General features: G+C 50.0%; 17 protein-coding genes and 1 pseudogene. 3 read left to right on the top strand and 15 right to left on the bottom strand.

The window, feature by feature from the left end; genetic code table 11:
* Positions 1–14: 14 nt before the first annotated feature.
* From AB8516_RS19325 to AB8516_RS19310, 4 genes and pseudogenes are all read right to left on the bottom strand, one after another.
* Positions 15–713 carry a hypothetical protein gene (locus AB8516_RS19325; RefSeq protein ID WP_369163352.1) on the bottom strand — a complete coding sequence of 233 codons (699 nt, stop codon included), beginning with the start codon at positions 711–713 and terminating at the stop codon, positions 15–17.
* Positions 714–974: 261 nt separating this feature from the next.
* Positions 975–1,313, bottom strand: a pseudogene (locus AB8516_RS19320) (multiheme c-type cytochrome); the annotation flags it as partial.
* A 289-nt stretch (positions 1,314–1,602) separates the two neighbouring features.
* Complete coding sequence (gene sohB / locus AB8516_RS19315) at positions 1,603–2,640, bottom strand: protease SohB (protein ID WP_369162798.1); 1,038 nt, start codon at positions 2,638–2,640, stop codon at positions 1,603–1,605.
* Positions 2,641–3,041: 401 nt separating this feature from the next.
* Positions 3,042–4,031 (bottom strand): LysR family transcriptional regulator, encoded by a 990-nt coding sequence (locus AB8516_RS19310; RefSeq protein ID WP_369162797.1) that lies wholly within the window; start codon positions 4,029–4,031, stop codon positions 3,042–3,044.
* A gap of 119 nt (positions 4,032–4,150) precedes the next feature.
* Between AB8516_RS19310 and AB8516_RS19305 the strand changes: the two genes are divergently transcribed.
* Positions 4,151–4,672: a hypothetical protein gene (locus AB8516_RS19305; protein WP_369162796.1), complete on the top strand. Its 522-nt coding sequence runs from the start codon at positions 4,151–4,153 to the stop codon at positions 4,670–4,672.
* 740 nt (positions 4,673–5,412) lie between these two features.
* A complete protein-coding gene (locus AB8516_RS19300; RefSeq protein ID WP_369162795.1) occupies positions 5,413–5,598 on the top strand; it encodes a hypothetical protein in 186 nt (61 codons plus the stop codon).
* An 84-nt stretch (positions 5,599–5,682) separates the two neighbouring features.
* Here AB8516_RS19300 and AB8516_RS19295 read toward each other — a convergent pair whose 3' ends face one another.
* The 9 genes from AB8516_RS19295 to AB8516_RS19255 form a co-directional block, all read right to left on the bottom strand.
* Entirely contained in the window at positions 5,683–6,078 is a 396-nt protein-coding gene (locus AB8516_RS19295; protein ID WP_369162794.1) for a hypothetical protein, read from the bottom strand.
* Between the two features lie 133 nt (positions 6,079–6,211).
* The gene (locus AB8516_RS19290; RefSeq protein WP_369162793.1) at positions 6,212–6,493 is read right to left on the bottom strand and encodes an antitoxin; all 282 of its coding nucleotides are present in this window, start codon (positions 6,491–6,493) and stop codon (positions 6,212–6,214) included.
* A complete protein-coding gene (locus tag AB8516_RS19285; protein WP_369162792.1) occupies positions 6,486–6,767 on the bottom strand; it encodes a BrnT family toxin in 282 nt (93 codons plus the stop codon). Before AB8516_RS19285 ends, AB8516_RS19290 begins: the two co-directional genes overlap by 8 nt.
* Positions 6,768–6,805: 38 nt before the next feature.
* A complete protein-coding gene (locus AB8516_RS19280; protein ID WP_369162791.1) occupies positions 6,806–7,243 on the bottom strand; it encodes a transposase in 438 nt (145 codons plus the stop codon).
* A 4-nt stretch (positions 7,244–7,247) separates the two neighbouring features.
* Positions 7,248–7,442 carry a hypothetical protein gene (locus tag AB8516_RS19275; protein ID WP_369162790.1) on the bottom strand — a complete coding sequence of 65 codons (195 nt, stop codon included), beginning with the start codon at positions 7,440–7,442 and terminating at the stop codon, positions 7,248–7,250.
* Between the two features lie 129 nt (positions 7,443–7,571).
* On the bottom strand, positions 7,572–8,855 hold the full coding sequence (locus tag AB8516_RS19270) for a DUF2130 domain-containing protein (RefSeq protein ID WP_369162789.1): 1,284 nt from the start codon (positions 8,853–8,855) through the stop codon (positions 7,572–7,574).
* Positions 8,856–9,679: 824 nt separating this feature from the next.
* Positions 9,680–10,900, bottom strand: coding sequence for an organoarsenical effux MFS transporter ArsJ (arsJ, locus tag AB8516_RS19265; protein WP_369162788.1), 1,221 nt, complete (start codon positions 10,898–10,900; stop codon positions 9,680–9,682).
* Positions 10,900–11,901, bottom strand: a complete 1,002-nt coding sequence (locus AB8516_RS19260) for an ArsJ-associated glyceraldehyde-3-phosphate dehydrogenase (protein ID WP_369162787.1) — start codon at positions 11,899–11,901, stop codon at positions 10,900–10,902. The genes arsJ and AB8516_RS19260 overlap by 1 nt, the downstream gene beginning before the upstream one ends.
* A gap of 699 nt (positions 11,902–12,600) precedes the next feature.
* Entirely contained in the window at positions 12,601–13,920 is a 1,320-nt protein-coding gene (locus tag AB8516_RS19255) for an alkaline phosphatase PhoX (RefSeq protein ID WP_369162786.1), read from the bottom strand.
* Between the two features lie 176 nt (positions 13,921–14,096).
* Here AB8516_RS19255 and AB8516_RS19250 point away from each other — a divergent pair, with 176 nt between their 5' ends.
* On the top strand, positions 14,097–15,224 hold the full coding sequence (locus AB8516_RS19250; RefSeq protein WP_369162785.1) for a putative sulfate/molybdate transporter: 1,128 nt from the start codon (positions 14,097–14,099) through the stop codon (positions 15,222–15,224).
* A gap of 416 nt (positions 15,225–15,640) precedes the next feature.
* Here AB8516_RS19250 and AB8516_RS19245 read toward each other — a convergent pair whose 3' ends face one another.
* Positions 15,641–16,666 carry an IS110 family transposase gene (locus tag AB8516_RS19245; protein ID WP_369162784.1) on the bottom strand — a complete coding sequence of 342 codons (1,026 nt, stop codon included), beginning with the start codon at positions 16,664–16,666 and terminating at the stop codon, positions 15,641–15,643.
* A 175-nt stretch (positions 16,667–16,841) separates the two neighbouring features.
* Positions 16,842–17,270: a DUF4399 domain-containing protein gene (locus AB8516_RS19240; protein ID WP_369162783.1), complete on the bottom strand. Its 429-nt coding sequence runs from the start codon at positions 17,268–17,270 to the stop codon at positions 16,842–16,844.
* Positions 17,271–17,494 lie beyond the last annotated feature (224 nt).

The following is a 17,494-nucleotide window of genomic DNA, read 5'->3' as shown; positions in this document are numbered from 1 at the left end:
ATGCAATAGGGTTGTTAGTTGTCACTGATCTGAATGATCTTATTGGCCTTAGCTACCAGAACACTATCGACAGTGCCGCTACCAAGACGTATTGCGACGCCTGGAGGATAGCGGAGATATCGAAGTACCGCATCGACCTCAACACTGCCTGAGACATCTGCCGGTAGGGTAAAACGATACAGCTCACGCCGCCCCTCTCCCGCCTGCAAGCGATTATCGAACACCTTATCGACCGCCTCCCACTTGTTGAGTGTCGGCTGGCCTTCTCTGTCTACTAAAATTGCCCGGTAAAGTCGGCTGCCCGGCGATATGTCTGTACCGTTCAGTGCCTTATCCGCAGGACTGGCCCCTGCCACATCCCAATTCATCTTCGCAGTTGGCTCTGCCTTAAGCTGCCACTCCTTGTCCTGCATCCTGAGTCTCACATCCAGCCAAGCCAGACGTAATTCAATCGCGCCTGTCGGCAGGCTATGCCCTGCCTCTGTGTTATCCAACTCAATACCGATAAACATCGGTTGACCCGGTTTCAGCTGCCTGGGGAAACTGTACACCTGTAACTTCACCACCCCGTGAAGCTGGTTATCTACTCTCGCGCCTGGAAAATTGTGACTATAGATCTTTTCGCGCTCTTTCGGCGTGATAAGCGTGTTTGTGGCCAGGACACCCGAATCAAAGACCGGCTTACCCGATACCAGTCGACCACTCGCACTCATATGGCAATCCTGACAAACAATCCCTCTATTTGGCCAGGCACTGGCCCTCCATTCGCTGTAGGTCGTGTGTATCGGCACTCCAAATCTATTCTTCGCCTCGTGGCATACGGCACAGATCTCGCTCTGGCGCTGAAACTGCGAGTAGGCACGGTGCCAGTCAGAAGAAAATTTCAGTGGACCATACTTGATCGGACCGGGGGAAGGACGGTAGTTGGCATTGCCTGGACTCGGTCCAGTATACCCCGTCAGTGTGTGGCAAAAGTCACAGGTCACACCTGGCAGTGATTTATCTACAGCGTCAGGGGCAGGCAGACGCAGATCCTGGGATAGAAGTGTCGTGGGTGAATGGCATGCCAAACAGGCAGCTGCAGCGAAAACGCTATCATTATCATTCGCCATTTGTGGAAGAAATACTTCGTAAAATTGATACTGAAAAACAGGATTCTCGAAAGCCCTGGCATGCATCGAATGCTTAAATTGCTCATACAATCGGGTATGGCAGTTCGAACAGGTCTCTGAAGACTGATAGCTTTGCGGGTGAATCGGAAGGAGTGTACCGGATTGAACGGTACTGACTTCGGCGTGGGCCGCTGCGACCATGAGCAGCACAGCGAATATAAGAGTGAAAGCGCACCTCATGACCATCTCCATATCAATAATTAAAGATGCCTTAAACCGCGAGCCGTGGTTCCCTGAACTCAGTTTAGTACTTTAACGATTTTTTTGTATCTGCGTTAGGGCATAAATCAATATACCCGGCAGCTGTTTGATACCCGATGCTTCAATATTGGAATTCACCACCTCTGAGAGTGAACAAGCATTAATATATTCATAATTCCTCCTCAATTATTCTTATCTATCGATACCTTCAGCAGAGCAGGTTCGATTGTTACTCTATTTCGTGCACCCCATACCCACTTCTGCCACGCCCCAGAAGTCCTTTATCAAATATCGATGGCAATGACGACAATCGGTCGATGAGAGATTTAAGCGGTCTGAAAGTGACTTGGTAAAGCTCTGCTGTTTTTCTGGCCTCCAATAGGTAATCGTCACTTGTGCATAATTCATCGACAAGCTTCAATTCCAGGGCGCGTGTCCCGTACCAGTGTTCCCCGGTCGCCACAGTTTCGATATCAAGCTCGCTGCGCTGGGACTTTATGAATGCCTTAAACAACCGGTGTGCCTCATCGATCTCTTCACGAAACTTTTCTCTGTCTTTGTCAGTGTTTTCGCCAAAAAGGGTGACCGTTCTTTTAAATTCACCGGCAGTGAACTGCTCGAAATCGATATCGTGTCGTTTCAGAAAACGGTTGAAATTTGGCAATTGTGCCAACACACCAATGGAACCGACCACAGCAAATGGTGCAGCAATGATATGATCGGCCACACAGGCCATCAGATATCCGCCACTCGCGGCAACCTTGTCCACCGCTATTGTCAGTCGTATATTCTTGTCCTTGAGTCGCGTAAGCTGGGAAGCCGCCAGGCCATAGGCATGGACCAGACCGCCACTACTCTCCAAACGCAGCACGACCTCGTCTTCCGGCCTTGCCACGGACAGGATGACCGTAATCTCTTCACGCAAGGAGGCCACCGCTGAAGCGCGGATGTCACCGTGAAAATTCAGCACGAATACTCTCTTTTTATCTTTTGACCGGGCATCGGATCTCAGTTTCCGGGATTTCTTGAGATCCTGCTTACGTGTTTTGTGAATCTGCTTAAATGCCTTCTTTGGCAGCATCGCCGCCTTGAGGGCATGGGCCAAATCATCGTAGTCCCGGTTCAAGTATTTCACTTCAAGACGCTGCTTGCTCCGGGGCTTACCTCGAGCGGCAAGTACAATGATGCCCCCAACAACAGCAAGAATGGCCAATACCACGGTGATCGATTTTGCCAGAAACAGGCTATAGTCGGTGACAAATTCCATTCATTGCTCTCCCATACGATGCCTCATTTAATCAGAACCATTTTTGTACCTAGAGTATGTTTCAAGAACCCTCTTTGTTAATTTCCGGCGAAGGACTCAATAGTTCATTAGGCAGCCACTCTGTTATCGAGTACTATTCACTGGCAACCAACTGAACTGGGATATGGACCCTTGATGATTCTGCATAAACCAGGGACTAGCGATGTTAACATGACACTAAGTATTAAAAGGATTTTAGTTTGCGGCATTAAAAAAGCTAGAAAGTTCGCATTTGGAGAATGCCGGATTTGATCTAGCTAGCATCAAGAACTCATCTTCTCTGAATCGACTTCATCCTCTATGAATGATCTGAGATGGGCACTTCAACTACTTATTGAAACAGCAAAGGGGTCTGATCCCTTTTACTCACCAACCCCTTTAATTTTCATCATCGACATGTCCACTAAAGCACTATCGATGACATTCTCCGGCAGCAACAACGGCCCCTCCTCATACATGAAGTCGATGAAGGTTTTTGCCGCAATCGACAATCGCTTGCTGCGGGGATGACCGATAAACCATTGCCAGGAGATGGGGAAACCCTCAACATCCAGGACGGTCAATTCGTTCATGTCACCGCTGGTCAGGGTGTGCAGCGACAACACCGCAATCCCAAGTCCACCGGTAATACCCTGCTTGATCGACTCGTTATTTCCCAGTTCCATCCCGATATTGAGTTCGAGCCCGGCATTGGCGAATTTGTGCTCCACAGCAATTCTTGTTCCGGAACCCTGCTCACGAATGATAAACGGTTCGTCGGCTATTTCCTGTAATGAAACGCTTTTCCGTTTCGCTAACTTGTGATCCACGGGCGCAACAACAACCATCGGATTCGGTAGATATGGCTGAAATTCCAGTTCACTGGATTCGGGCGGTTTACCAATCAGATAGATATCATCACTATTGTTCAGCATGCGTTCGAGGATGTGTTCACGATTGGTGACTTCCAATGTGACCTTGATGCCGGGGTACTGGTGCCGGAACTGCCCGAGCAGCCGCGGCGCAAAGTAGTTGGCCGTCGAGACCACCGCTAAATGCAGCTGTCCGGTGCGTAGCCCTTTCTGATCTTCCACCTCCATCTCGAACCGGCCCAGCGTCTCAAGGATGTCATGCGCGGCCGCCTGAAGCGCCTTGCCCGCTTCAGTCAGAGAAAGCTTTTTTGCCACCTGTTCGATCAAGGGCAATCCGATATCGGACTCCAGTTTTTTTATCTGCATCGACACGGTCGGCTGTGACAAGTACAGCTCCTCCGCGGCACGAGTGAAGCTGCGCAACCGTGACACGGTGTCGAAAACCTGGAGCTGGCGAATGCTGATGCGACGCGCCAGATTGTAGTTTGCTGCCTTTGGCATAGATTATTTCCTATGCTGATAATTAATAATATTTATTATTATTTATACACACAGCAGATACAATGTCTATTAACCGAGTATTTTTCTTGGTTTTGTCCACCGTATGAGGAGGATTCGAAATGCCGGATAGATGGTTACAAATCAAAGGCGACCCTTCCGTCAGGGCCTTCCTTTTCCAACAGTCACGAGTCGAGAGCCTGTTCGACAGTGAGATCGATCGCATTCATGAAATCGTCCATGCGCTGTTGACCCGTAAAGGCGCGTTTCACGTCAAAATACACCACTCCTCCAGCCAGTTGACCTGCTGGTTCGCTGATGATGCCTACCGCTACCGGGTGTTCGTGAAGGAGGAGGTGCTGGCACCGGGTTTCCTCGACCAATTTCGCGACAGCCTGATCGATCACCTGCAACCGGTGATACATGCCGAAGATACGCTGGCGATACTGAACGAGTTTAGGCGTCTTCGCACGACGGACAAAAACATCTACCTGCGCAACGGCTCGATCAACCGCGTTAACGGTCTGATCGGGATGACCTTCTCGTGTGACGGTTCGCATTACATCGATCATAAAACGTTCTTCGAGAAACTCGAAACATTTGCCACCAGTGAACCACCACTTCCCATGAATGCCTGCGCATAAGCGACAGAACCAGGAGAAATAATCATGCGAGAGAAATCAACAGATAAGGTACAAAGCAACGCACATAATACGATTAAATGGCTGTTGACCTCGCTTTCAGGTGCGCTGACAACAAGCTTTATCATCATGTTGGAAACTTGACTAGATTTTATCTGCAAGATGAAACCCCGCATATGCGGGGTTTTTCAATCAAGTACCGGAAGAATAATCGTATTGCGTCATCTCAGACATGCAACTCTAACGACGCCTGGTTTCTATAAAGAGGTCTTACCCCTGCTATTTTCTGTTCTTTTATGATTTACCGGGCTAGCTGGACGCGCTTGCGAGCATTTGCTTGTGTGATAGACAGTTACTGAGAGATTTCAGTGTAGGAGTTGTTTTCAACAAAATGCATCTGTGCAATAGCTCGCAATTGCAGCGGCAGAATATCAATGGTGTTAAGAAGTTCATTGTCAATGTCACCTTCCATTTGAATACCTCCTTACGTATAAACTTTAACTCATCAACTAGACACAGCACCAATGAATATGACGTATAAAAATGGTTGGTGACTGAAATCGTTCTTGCGTATTTTAATATTATAAAACCCTTTTAGTCACACCTCGAAGTTGTTCAGAAAGAACTCCACATGCCAATAGTTATCCATTGTTGCCGACCACTTTATTCACATTGATTAACATTTATCAGCACGTCTACTGATAGACTATAATTAATGAACAACACTTTCTGGGGGTTTAGGGATGACTAATCAAACACCGTATTCCGGACCCGAACGGCGCTTGCAACAGCGCAGAAAGATTGTTGATCGCCGTGAGTTAATAAGATTCGAACCCGACAAAGAGCCACGTCGCAAGGGACATGGACGCCGTAAAGGGGAGATGAATGATCCCTGGAATCGGCTGGATATGTTAGAAAAAGGGGTCTGACCCTTTAAATTTGGAATAGTTTTATTCAGCTTGAGTTCTAAGAGGGAATGGTTTGGGTGATGCCATTTACGCCATAGTCGCTTGTTATGAGCTTTTGCCATCCTTGATGTATAAGACCACAAGTGCAACAAGATAAAATGCGATTGCACCTGTTTGTAACCAATACGGCAAAGTAGATTGCCCCTCTTCCAGCACAGAAGCAAGGGAACTCGACAAATTGACCGAGCTTAAACCAAGCACGGTTACTGCTAGCACAATAATTGCGTTAAGCGCCACAGATCGGTGTTGCGAAGCTGAATAGAACAAAGCGATATACGCACATACAGCAAAAGATATAATTTTGTCTTGGTAAGCATAAAAAGGTGTGTCGTAATACACGAACAATACGGGAACTTTTATGCCGAAAAAATGTGCAGTTGCCATGCAGCAAAAATAAGCGACTCCAGCCAAGAAAGCATATTTAGTAAGTTTTGAATTCATCGCATATTCTTCTCGGATGAAATTGTTTTACTGATGTCGCCAATGTTCAGCAAAGCCAAATGCGGAGCGGCGTTTGCGCAACAATACAGAATGCTTGCGCAATAAGCCGCACAGTGTTTGGCGTCAGCTGGAACTACTTGTTAGCCGCTTTATCGACAAGTTGGCCATCCACGAATTTGTGGAGCACGCTGGACACCAGCGTTTGATAAGGAATGCCTTCTTTCAAGGCTCGAGCTTGAAGTGCCCTGAGATCCTTGGAAGACAGGCGAATATTGATACGGGCATCTTTCTTGAAGGTTGCTTCGGCATATTTTTGATGCTCTGCAATAATTTTCGACGCCCCCCTGGCCCGTTTGAGTTGGCCACCTTCAAAGGCTTCAAGGATTTCCTTTTCTTCAGGATCGAGCTTATTCATCTGTACCACCAAGATACTGTTTAGTAGCCTTTCGGCTGAGAATGATGGTTTTCAGGAAGACTTCTTCCTCGTTCTCGACGAACGGAACGAGGTAGACGTAGCCCTCAATGACGACAACGGAGATTTGTTGGCCTGGATATCGTTCTTGGTTCGGGTGTTCGAAGATATCGACTTCATTCCCGAGCTGAATATTCAGTACCACCTCTTCAAAGGAAATTCCCCGTTCTGTCTTGAGAAGCTCATTCTTCTCCGAACTCCATGCAAAGGTTTTCATCCCAAAAGCATAGCACAATGTGTGCCTTTCGTCTTCAGCTAAAACTGTTTGATCTTGCGCGAAGTCGCCCTTAGTTTTCTGATCTGCTCTCGCTCATATTCATAGATGTCCGGTTGTTGTTCTGCCGTATCCTGCTCCCGATGCCGTTGCTGCATGCGCCGAACTGCACGGTCGATCTTCTTGCGTTTCTTGTTCAGTTCCGCATGGGTACCGCTCCATGTCTTGGAGGCATTGAAAGGCAACTTGCACCCGTCGATGGCGAACATCTCTTTACTGATCAGGCCTAACCGGTCGCAGATCAAGACAACTTGTCCAAACAGGTCGGCTAATGCATCAGGAGCGCGGGAGATGAAATCCGCCACAGTACTGTGGTCGGGTTGCAAATCGGCCGACAGTGCCATGAACAAGATATTCTCACGGTATAGGCGTTCTATCTGACGACTGCTGGTGATACCTTTGGAATAAGCCAGTATCACAATTTTAGAAGCAGCCTCGGATCATAGGCTGGTCAGCCATTGGTGTCATTGTGATAGCGTTGATCAATGCTTTTAGATCAAGCTCGTTGTCGATCAAATAGGAAAGAGAATATTCGAAACTCCCCGCGAGAATTTGCTTCTCATAGGAGACGGGCAGCATTTTCATCTGATCGTAGTTGTAATCCTTATAACGTGCCATCTTCCTTTCTCCGTGCACCGTTACTGTCTATATGATTTTATCGAATTTTTGGGTTTTCCGATAGCCTCAACGGTTGAGCTGTGGGGTTGGAGCGAAGCGGAAGTCCTGCACGAGCGATTTGTTATACATTTATTTTGCGGTGGTATCTTCATTCGCTTTATTAAATTTTTCTTTCATTGTGGGGTTCCCGAAAGTCAATTTTTTAATTGTTAAGCCTTCAGCTTTCTGGTTAGCTAGGCGCAACTGATTTTCACTTGTTGTTAATTCTTGCTTCACTTTCTGCATTCTTACGATAGCCTTGTCAATCTCATCTATTGCTTTTTCAAAATGATTGGAAGCGGATGCGTAATTTTTTGCAAAGCCTTCTTTAAATTTAGTTATTTTGTCCTCAAAATTAGTGATGTCTATATTTTGATTTCTCATCAAATTTAGCTCTTGCTTGTATTTTAAAGAATTCATTGCCGCATTACGCAGTAGCGTAATGATGGGTATAAAGAATTGTGGGCGAATCACATACATTTTTTCGTATTTATGCGAGACATCAATGATTCCATTATTATATAGTTCGTTATCTGGTTCTAAAAGAGACACTAAAATCGCATATTCACATTTTTTATCTTTACGATCTTTGTCGAGTTTTGCAAAAAAGTCTTCATTCTTTTTCTTTGTGGCGGTTTCATCGTTTTCATTCTTCATTTCGAACATCAAGGAAATAATTTCATTTCCTTCATCATCGTTCTCCCTGTAAATGAAGTCGCCCTTTGTTCCGCCACTTGAATCATTGTCTTTTTCAAAATGAGCATTCTGAAACGCTGTCGCGCGAAGTTTATTAAATTCGACTTCACAATGCTGCTCTAATGTTTCACCAACCATCTTTGTTGATAATTTCTGTTTGAAATCCTTAAGGCGATTGATTTCGTCGTCCTTCATTTTTATGGTTTCGTCCTTTACCATGAGCTGATTGTTAAACTGCTCTCTAATCGATTTCTCAAGCAGTTGTTTTTCGGATTCTTTTATTTTTAGATCATTGGTCAAGTCGTCTCGTTCTTTCTCTAACTTCTTAACTGCTTCAGATACTTCTAGTTTTTTTTCTGTCTCTGAGTTTTGAATTTTAGATTTCATTTCAGAGATTTCTAATTCTTTTTCGGCTAATTTTTCTGCAAGCTCATTACTGTTTTTCGCTTTCAGCTCTATTATTTCTTTGTCTTTTTTAGTTAGCGCCTCTTGTAAGGAGTTTTTAACATTCGCTTCTGCAAGTTTAACCGCACTGTCTTTTTCTTTTTCTGCAAGAGCTAGCCTATTTGCTAGCTCTTCTTCAAATTCATGATCTCGAACTTGCTTAAGAATGTCAGCAAAGCCCGCTTCATCTACTTTAAAAGCCTTGCTGCAATTAGGGCATATGATTTCGTTCATATATGTATACCTTCAATTCATAGCATTACAATTCACAAAATATTGTATGCATACCGCCATCATTTTTTTGTATCCATCGCGAGGGCATTCAAAGGTGTCATCACTTATGGTTAACCCATCAATATTATTTGTGGTCATAATTTTCCAATCAGGAACTCATCCTGAAACACTTCCGCCAGAAATCTGGTAACAGCGGAGACATTCATTATTAGCAGTGCTGATGCCATGTGTATGTGGCTCAACAACGCGCCTATGCCCTTTATATGTAAATGATAAGAGTCTCTTCTCCTGTATTGCTTTACAGATTATCTCATTCATTATTAACTCCCTTGTTGTGTATAACATTTAAGTAAAAGGCAATTTGCCTTATAACCCACCTATTCAAGTAATTAGGCGTGCAATCTGCCCGCTATCCCGCTTAATTCTGTCGGATAGAAGGCAACCTGCACGAAACAAAACATGCAACAGGCCTGCTATCTACGCGTGGAAGATTGGGATCAGAATTGAACAACCTCCCTGTTTAATTAATTTTCTACACTAATTTTCATCAGCTTACCAGTCATTATCCCACGACACACCCATCCAGTCGGGAAAACGCTATCGCGGCTTTACGGGCAAGTTGCTTCCTATCACGCGATTCAGCATTTTTTTAAGTCGTATTAGGAATAAAAATACTTCTCATCCCTAGGAAGTATTTGAGGTTATACAGGGTGAAGTCAGCCGACAAAGTTGTCCTCTGAATAAAGTCATGAAGTAGAGATATGCATGCCCACATGCATTAATTGGGAGGCTTCACCGATATTTAATATCACGCCAGCCGGATATTATTCCTGCTGCCTCACCACTTCCCTTTTAATCTCCGGCAACCCAAACGAAAGCAGGGCCGCAGCAAGCACGAAGGCCGCCGACCACCAGAGGCAGCCGGTGAGTCCGTGAAGTTGATAGATCAGCCCCGAGAGTACCGTGCCCAACAGCCGTCCGCCGGCATTGGCCATGTAGTAGAAGCCCACGTTCATCGCCACTTTTTCGTGATCGGAGTAGGCCAGGATCAGATAGGAGTGGACGGCGGAGTTGACGGCGAAGACCGCGCCGAAGAGGATCAGGCCGATCACCAGCACATAGTCGGCGGGCCAGCCCATGTTCAATCCGGCGGCGATGGCGATGGGGAACAGGGCCAGCAGGAAGGCCCAGAGCCTTGCCGTGCCGCCGCCCGGGCCCTGGCCGTGGTGGCTGCGTTTGACCAGCCTGGGCACGCTGGCCTGGACGATGCCGTAGCCGATGATCCAGAGCGCCATGTAACCGCCCACCTGGGTGAACGTCCAGCCAAGCACTTGGTAGAGAAAGACCGGCAGGCCCACCACGAACCAGACATCGCGGGAGCCGAAGAGGAAAAAACGTGCCGCCGAGAGCCAGTTGATGGCGGCGATGTTGGAGAAGACCTGGGTGAATTTCGGCTTCGACTTCATCTTGCCGAGACCGCTGGGCAGGAGAAAGGCGGTGACGATCAGGACCAGCAGCAGCATCGCCGCCAGTATCGCCAATGCGCCGCGGAAACCGACCAGCTCCAGCAGTGCCGCGCCGATGAAATAGCCGCCGCCCTTGAGGGCATTCTTGGACCCGGTGAGCACCGCCACCCACTTGAACAGCTTGGTCTCGCTGCCGTCCTTTACCATGGTCTTCACCGATGCCTTAGCCGACATCTTGTTCAGGTCCTTGGCGATGCCCGAGAGGGCCTGGGCGAACATCACGTAGGGCACCGAGAGCCAGGGATCGGGCACGGTGAGCAGCAATAACGCCACCACCTGCAGCCCCATGCCGATGTGCATGGTCAGGTTGAGACCGATTCGCGCGCCCAGCCAACCACCGACCAGGTTGGTGACGATGCCGAAGAACTCGTAGAAGAGAAACAGCATCGCCACTTCGAAGGGTGAGTAGCCCAACAGGTGGAAGTAGAGCACCACCAGCATGCGGATGGCGCCGTCGGTGACGGTGAAGGCCCAGTAGCCGCCGGTGACGACCAGGTAGTTGCGCAGTCCCTGCTCCATCAGAGGAGGCCCACCACCTTGCGTGTGAGGTCAACCAGCCGATTGACGTAGCCCCACTCGTTGTCATACCAGGCGTAGATCTTCACCAGGGAGCCATCGACCACCATGGTGGATGGGGCGTCGACCACGGATGAACGCGCCTCGTTGACATAGTCGACGGAAACAAGGGGCCGCTCCTCGTAACCGAGAATGCCCTTCAGTTCGCCTTCCGCCGCCGCTTTGAAATACCCGTTGATCTCCTCCGCCGTGACATCGCGGGCGGCATGGAAGACGAAATCGGTGAGGGAGCCGTTGAGCAGCGGCACCCGCACCGCATGGCCGTTCAGTTTGCCCTCGAGCTCGGGAAAGATCTTGGTGATCGCCTTCGCCGAGCCGGTAGTGGTGGGGATCAGGGACTGGCCGCAGGCGCGGGCGCGGCGCAGGTCCTTGTGCCCCTTGTCGACGATGATCTGGGTGTTGGTGATGTCGTGGATGGTGGTCATGCAGCCCTGCTCGATCCCGACCTTTTCATGCATCACCTTGACCACCGGCGCCAGACAGTTGGTGGTGCAGGACGCGGCGGTGATCAAGTGGTGCTTTTCCGGCTCGTAACGATCGTCGTTGATGCCGTAGACGATGTTCAGCGCCCCTTCGGTGGGCGCGGCGACGATGACCTTTTTCACGCCCTGATCGAAATAGGTCTGCAGGGTCTGCGGTTGCTTGTGGTGTTTGCCGGTGGCCTCGATGACGATGTCGCAATCTGACCAGTCGGTAGTGGCGATATCAGGGTTCGAGCTGTAAGCGAGGCGATCTTCCCCCACCACAAGCTCACTTCCCTGGGCGGCACACGCCACATCCCAGGTGCCATGCACCGAATCGAACTGCAGCAGATGGGCCGAGCAGACCGCATCGCCGGCGATCTCGTTGACGCGTACAAACGCCAGCGAATCCTCATCCCGGCCGGCTCGTAGCGCGAGACGCCCCATACGGCCAAAGCCATTTATGCCAATCTTCGCTTTCAAAAGAAGCCCCCTTGGTAAGATTTGTCAGAGTTTTCCTGGTTACCCACCTTACTCAGCCATCGTATTAGCGACTTCTCAATAGTTTTGAGTGTTGAGTTTTTAGTTTTGAGTTAATGGGTTCGCTTTGCTCAAGTCTGTTTAGTTTCTCTAATCCCATTAGTCTTGTCCGCCATCACATGGCTGAGCTCGATGGGTAGTCGGGTAGATATTGACAGTTAATATAAGCCTCATCATGCGGGCTATGCAATCAGAATCCCATCACAACGTCAGCAGGAGCGAATCCGCCTTGGCTAACTACCACACCTTCATGACGGCAGTGTGAAATTTAGTGTGAATGGGTGGATGAGCCCTCTTCCAGTCGTGATCCCAACGGTTCTTCCTCTGATCAAGCGGCTATGAACTGGGAAGAAAAGGCCGCGAATGGACGCTAATCACCGCAAATCGACGCCATGAAGATATGGCTTATTTGCTCTCATTGATTCATCGCAGCAAGCCGAAATAGAGAGGGATTACATTTTAGATGAATATTAAAATTGTCCCGTATAAATTTGCGTGATTTTGCGGTGATTAGCGTCCATTCGCGGCTAAATCAATTCCCCAGTCCCGACGGTGGAGTCTTCACTCGGTCAAGAACGCACATCCTTGTCATTACTGTTATTTATCATCTCTTTGACTATTCCTGCGCTGCGCATTCTTTGCCTACTTTCCCTTGCGTTCTTCACGACTGATAGCCCAGGTGCCGTCGCCGTCGTCCGCGGCCGAATGTTGCACATTGACATACAAGGTGCCGGGATCTTCGGGGCTGTAGTAGATACCCGTGCCCTCCGCATCGGGATCGGTCAGGGAAGCAAACAGGGCGACGGATCGGGATGCCCCGAACTCATTGGTCACTTGGCTGGCGAACCAGATATCCGATGGATTGTTGTCCTCGATCATCACAAGGTCGCCATTCGGCGCTTCAGCAAGGTTGTCCACGCTGTCGAAACCCGACCGGTGACCCGGCTCGCCCGGCCTGCCGATCTCCACCGGCGCATTCACCCCCGGCTTGACGAAATTGCTCACCTGCATGGTGCGAAGATCGATGGCGATAACGCGCCCCTCGTAGAGTTCGGAGGTAAAGACGAGCCGACCGCGCCTATCGACTTTCGTATCTCTGGGCCCCTCGGTGATGGCGACATAGAGGGTATCCCCGATAATCTCCAGGTCCTCGGGACGCTGGTAGCTCTGACCACCCGCGACGCTGCCCGATTCCCTGGCTTTCAGGGGATCGATGGGACCAACCCACTCGCCCAGACCAACACCATCCATGCCGTTCACCTTCAAGGCATAGAGTGAACCGGCTTTGAGATCACCCGCAACATCGGGCACGAACTTGTAGACACCTCCGCCGCAAGGTGTGACGCCGCTGCAACCTGAGGTACGGCCACGATACTCATCCACCAGATAGACATTGCCGTCGCGGTCCAGGTCTATGCCTTCATGGGCAAGACGACCTAGAAGGGGCCTGTCCACAACCTTCCTGGCCTTTGTCAGGTCATCCTCCAGAAAGAGTTCGAACAGACGGCCGCCGGTAACCTCTTCGGCAAACAGGATGGTGCCCCAGGGAGTCCAGCGGATACCGTCGAGGGCGTCATAGTCGGGGGCCTGCGCCAGGATGCGGGTCTCGCCGCTCTTAAGATCGACCACACTGACGGAGCCGCCTTCCGGTTGGTTGTTCGGGCTGCGCAGTTCATGGGTCCGGTAGAGATAACGGCCTTTCTCAGGTCCGGTCTCATTCACCGTATTCATGTCATGCCAGTCATTGCGGCCGCCATCGTAGATATTCAGGTCGGTCTCGTCGGAGACCGCCCACTGCTTAAAGCCCTTTGGCACTTTCCAGGGAGAAGCCGGTATCCAATCGGCGGAATTGGCGGACGCGTCGAGGGGGATGAAATTGAAGCCATCACTCCTATCCGACTCGGCCAAACCGGAAAACGCCAGGGTGACGAGTGCAACGGCAAACATTTTACATCGATACATATTGGATAATCCTAACCTGATATTGAGGATATCTGGAACAAGTCGTTGGTTTATACAACAGCACCTTGCTCATTTTGAATCCACCTGAATCCGATAAGGCTGCGTTTCACGACACAACTGCTACGATTATATTTTAATGAGCAAAATATACCGGTTTTTATAAAAGCAACAACACATTGAAGACGTTTACAACAAAACAGGTAGCCGCTGAACTATCCGGCGCATTCGCCGATCTTGGCACTTTCCTGCCCATTGTAATCGCCGTGCTCACACTGCACTTGATGGATCCGTCAGGATTGTTCATAGGCTTCGGTTTGTTTGCCCTAGCGGTCGCTGCGATCTACCGTCGTCCCATCCCTGTACAACCGATGAAAGCGGTAGCGGCCGTTGTCATCGCAGACAACCTCACAGCCGGCACCATCGCCGTCACCGGCCTGCTTCTGGGTGCAACGGTTCTCCTGTTGACGCTCACGGGACTCGTCTCGCGTATCGGTAAAATGATACCTCAATCGGTGCTCACCGGGATTCAATTGGGTGTCGGTTTGATCCTTGCCTGGGCCGGGGCAAAGTTGATACTGCAGGAGCCCATGATCGGCCTGATGTCACTGGTTCTATTACTCCTGCTGCTGCCGACACGGTTCAAACCCGTTGCCGCCATCCTGGTCATTCTTGGCAGCGCCATCTGGAGCGGCATTGACCGACCTGGCCAGATGCCGGAGATTGCCATCGGTTTTTATCTGCCCCAATGGGTCAGTATCGACTGGTCCGATGCCTGGACATCGGCTGAAACAATCCTGCTGCCACAACTCGCCCTGACCCTGACCAACGCAATGATCGTAACCGCGGCTATCGCAAGACGTCTTTTTGAGGATCAAGCGCGACCGATCACCCCCCAGCAGCTTGGCATGAGTACCGGTGTGCTTAATCTGCTTCTGGCCCCACTGGGCGCCTTTCCCATTTGCCATGGCGCGGGGGGCCTGGTGGTGCAGCACAGGTTCGGTGCCCGCACCGGCCTGGCACCTGCAATATTCGGTATCACCTGTCTCTCCATCGGCCTGCTGTTGGGGCCGAACGCCCTGCAACTGCTGTTGTTGATTCCTCTTGCCGCGGTTGGCGCACTGCTGGTTTTCGCCGGATTGGATCTTGCAATGAGCAAAGAGTTGACACAAGTTTCTCGGGAAAACCTGCCGGTTATTGTCATCACCGGACTGGTCTGCCTGCTGCTGAATGTTGCCTTGGGGTTGTTGGTAGGGATTGCGATTGAATATCTACGAAGACGTAACGGGGAAAAGGCTCTGCTTTAAGAGATTAGCCGCTAATGAACGCGAATCACCGCAAATATTCGCGAATGGTAGAAAGGTTTTCTTCTGGTTCCCACGGTCCTTCGTGGGAATCCATAACATGTCCTGTTGTTACGCTGATGTCTGCATTCCCACGCTGGAGCGTGGGAACGTATATGGACTCCTCAATGTATTGCAACCTTTTTGCTGGATAGAGAGAATTTAGCGAGTTCACGTATATCCGGTCTTTACAATGGGGAGCTACCCCTGGCCTTAATGGTGTCATCCATCGTTACCAGGCTCCTTATCGAGGGGGAGGCTTTTTCTGCCATCGTTCCCATCAGGTTTTGCCTGGTGCGCTAATATTCTGCACTTTTCCATCAATTTCGATCGCTAATACTCGGCTTACAACCGTGCTTTTGTTGTCATCAATACCGCTGTTACTGAGCGACAGGTACTCGGTATTGACCGCCACTGCTCAAAATGGCCCAGGCCATTCTGACCAGTTTATTGGCTAAAGCGACGCTCGTGTTGTTTATGGAATGCATGGCCCGTTGTCTCCTGATCCAGCAACTTAAGCCGTCTTGTTTGTCTCCAACGTTGCTCACCGCTGAACGGGCACCGTGTACCAGCAGGTAACGCAGGTATTTGTCCCCGCGTTTGGAGATGCCCGTCGTTTTGTTGTGACCCCCAGTCCCTCGATGGCCAGGGACCAGCCCAACGCTGGCACTGGCGTCGCGTCCACGCCGGAAAGCCGCGCCATCCCCAAACTTGGCGTACAGCGCGCCAGCCCCCAGCCAGCCGATACCGGGCATGCGAAACAGTTCCCGGCAAGCGGGTAACTGTCGGGTCTGCCAGGTTAACGCCTGGGTGATCTCTTTGATCAGCACATCCAGCGATAACAGCTGCTCCAGCAGGTTCCTCAGGATGCTTCTGGCGATCATCGTCAGTTCGTTCTCGGCCGCCTCCAACGCCTCCGGTACGTGGCGGCGCAGCTGGCTGATGCCTTTGGGAAATTTGACGCCATATTCGAGGGCGAACCCGCGCATCCGGTTGGCCAGCTGGGTACGTTGCTTCATGTAACCTTGCCGCAGTTTATGCTGGCTCGCCAGGTCCTGTTGTGCGAGCGTACGCACCGCAACAAAGTGGGTCTCCGGCCTTTTGGCGGCCTCGTAAATGGCAAGTGCATCGTTCGGGTCGTTTTTGTTGCCACTACGGTATTTGGCGGCAATATGTGCCGGCACCAGATAGACCTCGTGGCCTTCCTTGATAAACCGTCTTCCCCAATGGTGGGCGGAACCGCAGGCCTCCATGCAGATGTTCGCCTCTGGGTGCCGTGTGACTAAAAGCCCCAGCTTTTTGGCGCTCATCTTCTGGTTCGATTTGAGCTTGCCGTGCCTGTTGAATACGGCAACTTGAAAAACGTTTTTCGCTAAGTCGATGCTGATAGTGGTAGTATTTTTCATGGTATGGGCTCCCGGTTTCGCTGACTAACTCTCCCACCCTAACCTAAGTGTTGGGCGGGGGAGGAGTCCATACCATTGAGGACAACTGTTTTATCAATATACTATTGGCGTAAATTAGCGGTGATTCGCGTTCATTTGCGGCTCCTACTCTTTCACCACTAACTGCAAACCCTATTCACTTCACCGTAATAGTGATTTTTTCGGAAAGGATGGGCGGATCGAACGGGATATGATCCTTATCGCCCAACACCAGCTGCAGGGTATGGGTACCTTTGGCAAGATCGAGAGTGACCTCTGTCTGGCCGCCTCCGAAATGGCGATGGTTCTCATCCGACGGCAAGGGTTTGTCCATGGCCGGCATCGCTTCCACATCGATCAGCAGATGATGATGACCGGTCTTCTCGCGCTCGATACCCGCGGGCGCGACACCCATGCCTTTCAATCCAAAGCGCACAGTGACCGGATTGTTCACCTGTTCACCGTTGGCCGGCGAGATGATATAGAGCATGACGCCGTCAGGCGCCGGTGTGCCGGCATTGATCTGCGGCGCATAGAGTGCAAGCCACAGCATGGCAATAAAAAATTTATTGATACGAGAGGACATGATGACCCCCAGGAAATTGTTGGATTTTAACTTATTGACCGGAAGCCCTCGTCGGTTTCGCTGCAAACAGCCAAGTGACTCCCTTGTGATGTAAGACAATTCAAGTACAGCATATGTTGAACATCTATAACCCTATAAAAAAGGGCAATTCATAGGCGGAAACCACCGTAGAAGATTGGCTGGAATAGTCCGCAAATGAACGCGAATAAACGCAAATAAAGTAA

The sequence above is a fragment of the Candidatus Thiodiazotropha sp. LNASS1 genome, from assembly GCF_964212655.1.
In the GTDB taxonomy this organism is placed as follows: Bacteria; Pseudomonadota; Gammaproteobacteria; order Chromatiales; family Chromatiaceae; genus Thiodiazotropha.
The sequence above is the reverse complement of the archived record's forward strand: the minus strand, read 5'-3'. Positions and strand labels throughout refer to the sequence as shown.

Excerpts from the sequence above, each read along its gene's own strand:
- AB8516_RS19245 (WP_369162784.1), bottom strand. The coding sequence starts at position 16,666 with ATGAAAAATACTACCACTATCAGCATCGACTTAGCGAAAAACGTTTTT.
- AB8516_RS19240 (WP_369162783.1), bottom strand. The coding sequence starts at position 17,270 with ATGTCCTCTCGTATCAATAAATTTTTTATTGCCATGCTGTGGCTTGCA.
- AB8516_RS19300 (WP_369162795.1), top strand. The coding sequence starts at position 5,413 with ATGACTAATCAAACACCGTATTCCGGACCCGAACGGCGCTTGCAACAG.
- AB8516_RS19285 (WP_369162792.1), bottom strand. The coding sequence starts at position 6,767 with ATGAAAACCTTTGCATGGAGTTCGGAGAAGAATGAGCTTCTCAAGACA.
- AB8516_RS19255 (WP_369162786.1), bottom strand. The coding sequence starts at position 13,920 with ATGTATCGATGTAAAATGTTTGCCGTTGCACTCGTCACCCTGGCGTTT.
- sohB (WP_369162798.1), bottom strand. The coding sequence starts at position 2,640 with ATGGAATTTGTCACCGACTATAGCCTGTTTCTGGCAAAATCGATCACC.
- AB8516_RS19325 (WP_369163352.1), bottom strand. The coding sequence starts at position 713 with ATGAGTGCGAGTGGTCGACTGGTATCGGGTAAGCCGGTCTTTGATTCG.
- AB8516_RS19305 (WP_369162796.1), top strand. The coding sequence starts at position 4,151 with ATGCCGGATAGATGGTTACAAATCAAAGGCGACCCTTCCGTCAGGGCC.
- AB8516_RS19290 (WP_369162793.1), bottom strand. The coding sequence starts at position 6,493 with ATGAATAAGCTCGATCCTGAAGAAAAGGAAATCCTTGAAGCCTTTGAA.
- AB8516_RS19275 (WP_369162790.1), bottom strand. The coding sequence starts at position 7,442 with ATGGCACGTTATAAGGATTACAACTACGATCAGATGAAAATGCTGCCC.
- AB8516_RS19295 (WP_369162794.1), bottom strand. The coding sequence starts at position 6,078 with ATGAATTCAAAACTTACTAAATATGCTTTCTTGGCTGGAGTCGCTTAT.
- AB8516_RS19310 (WP_369162797.1), bottom strand. The coding sequence starts at position 4,031 with ATGCCAAAGGCAGCAAACTACAATCTGGCGCGTCGCATCAGCATTCGC.
- arsJ (WP_369162788.1), bottom strand. The coding sequence starts at position 10,900 with ATGGAGCAGGGACTGCGCAACTACCTGGTCGTCACCGGCGGCTACTGG.
- AB8516_RS19270 (WP_369162789.1), bottom strand. The coding sequence starts at position 8,855 with ATGAACGAAATCATATGCCCTAATTGCAGCAAGGCTTTTAAAGTAGAT.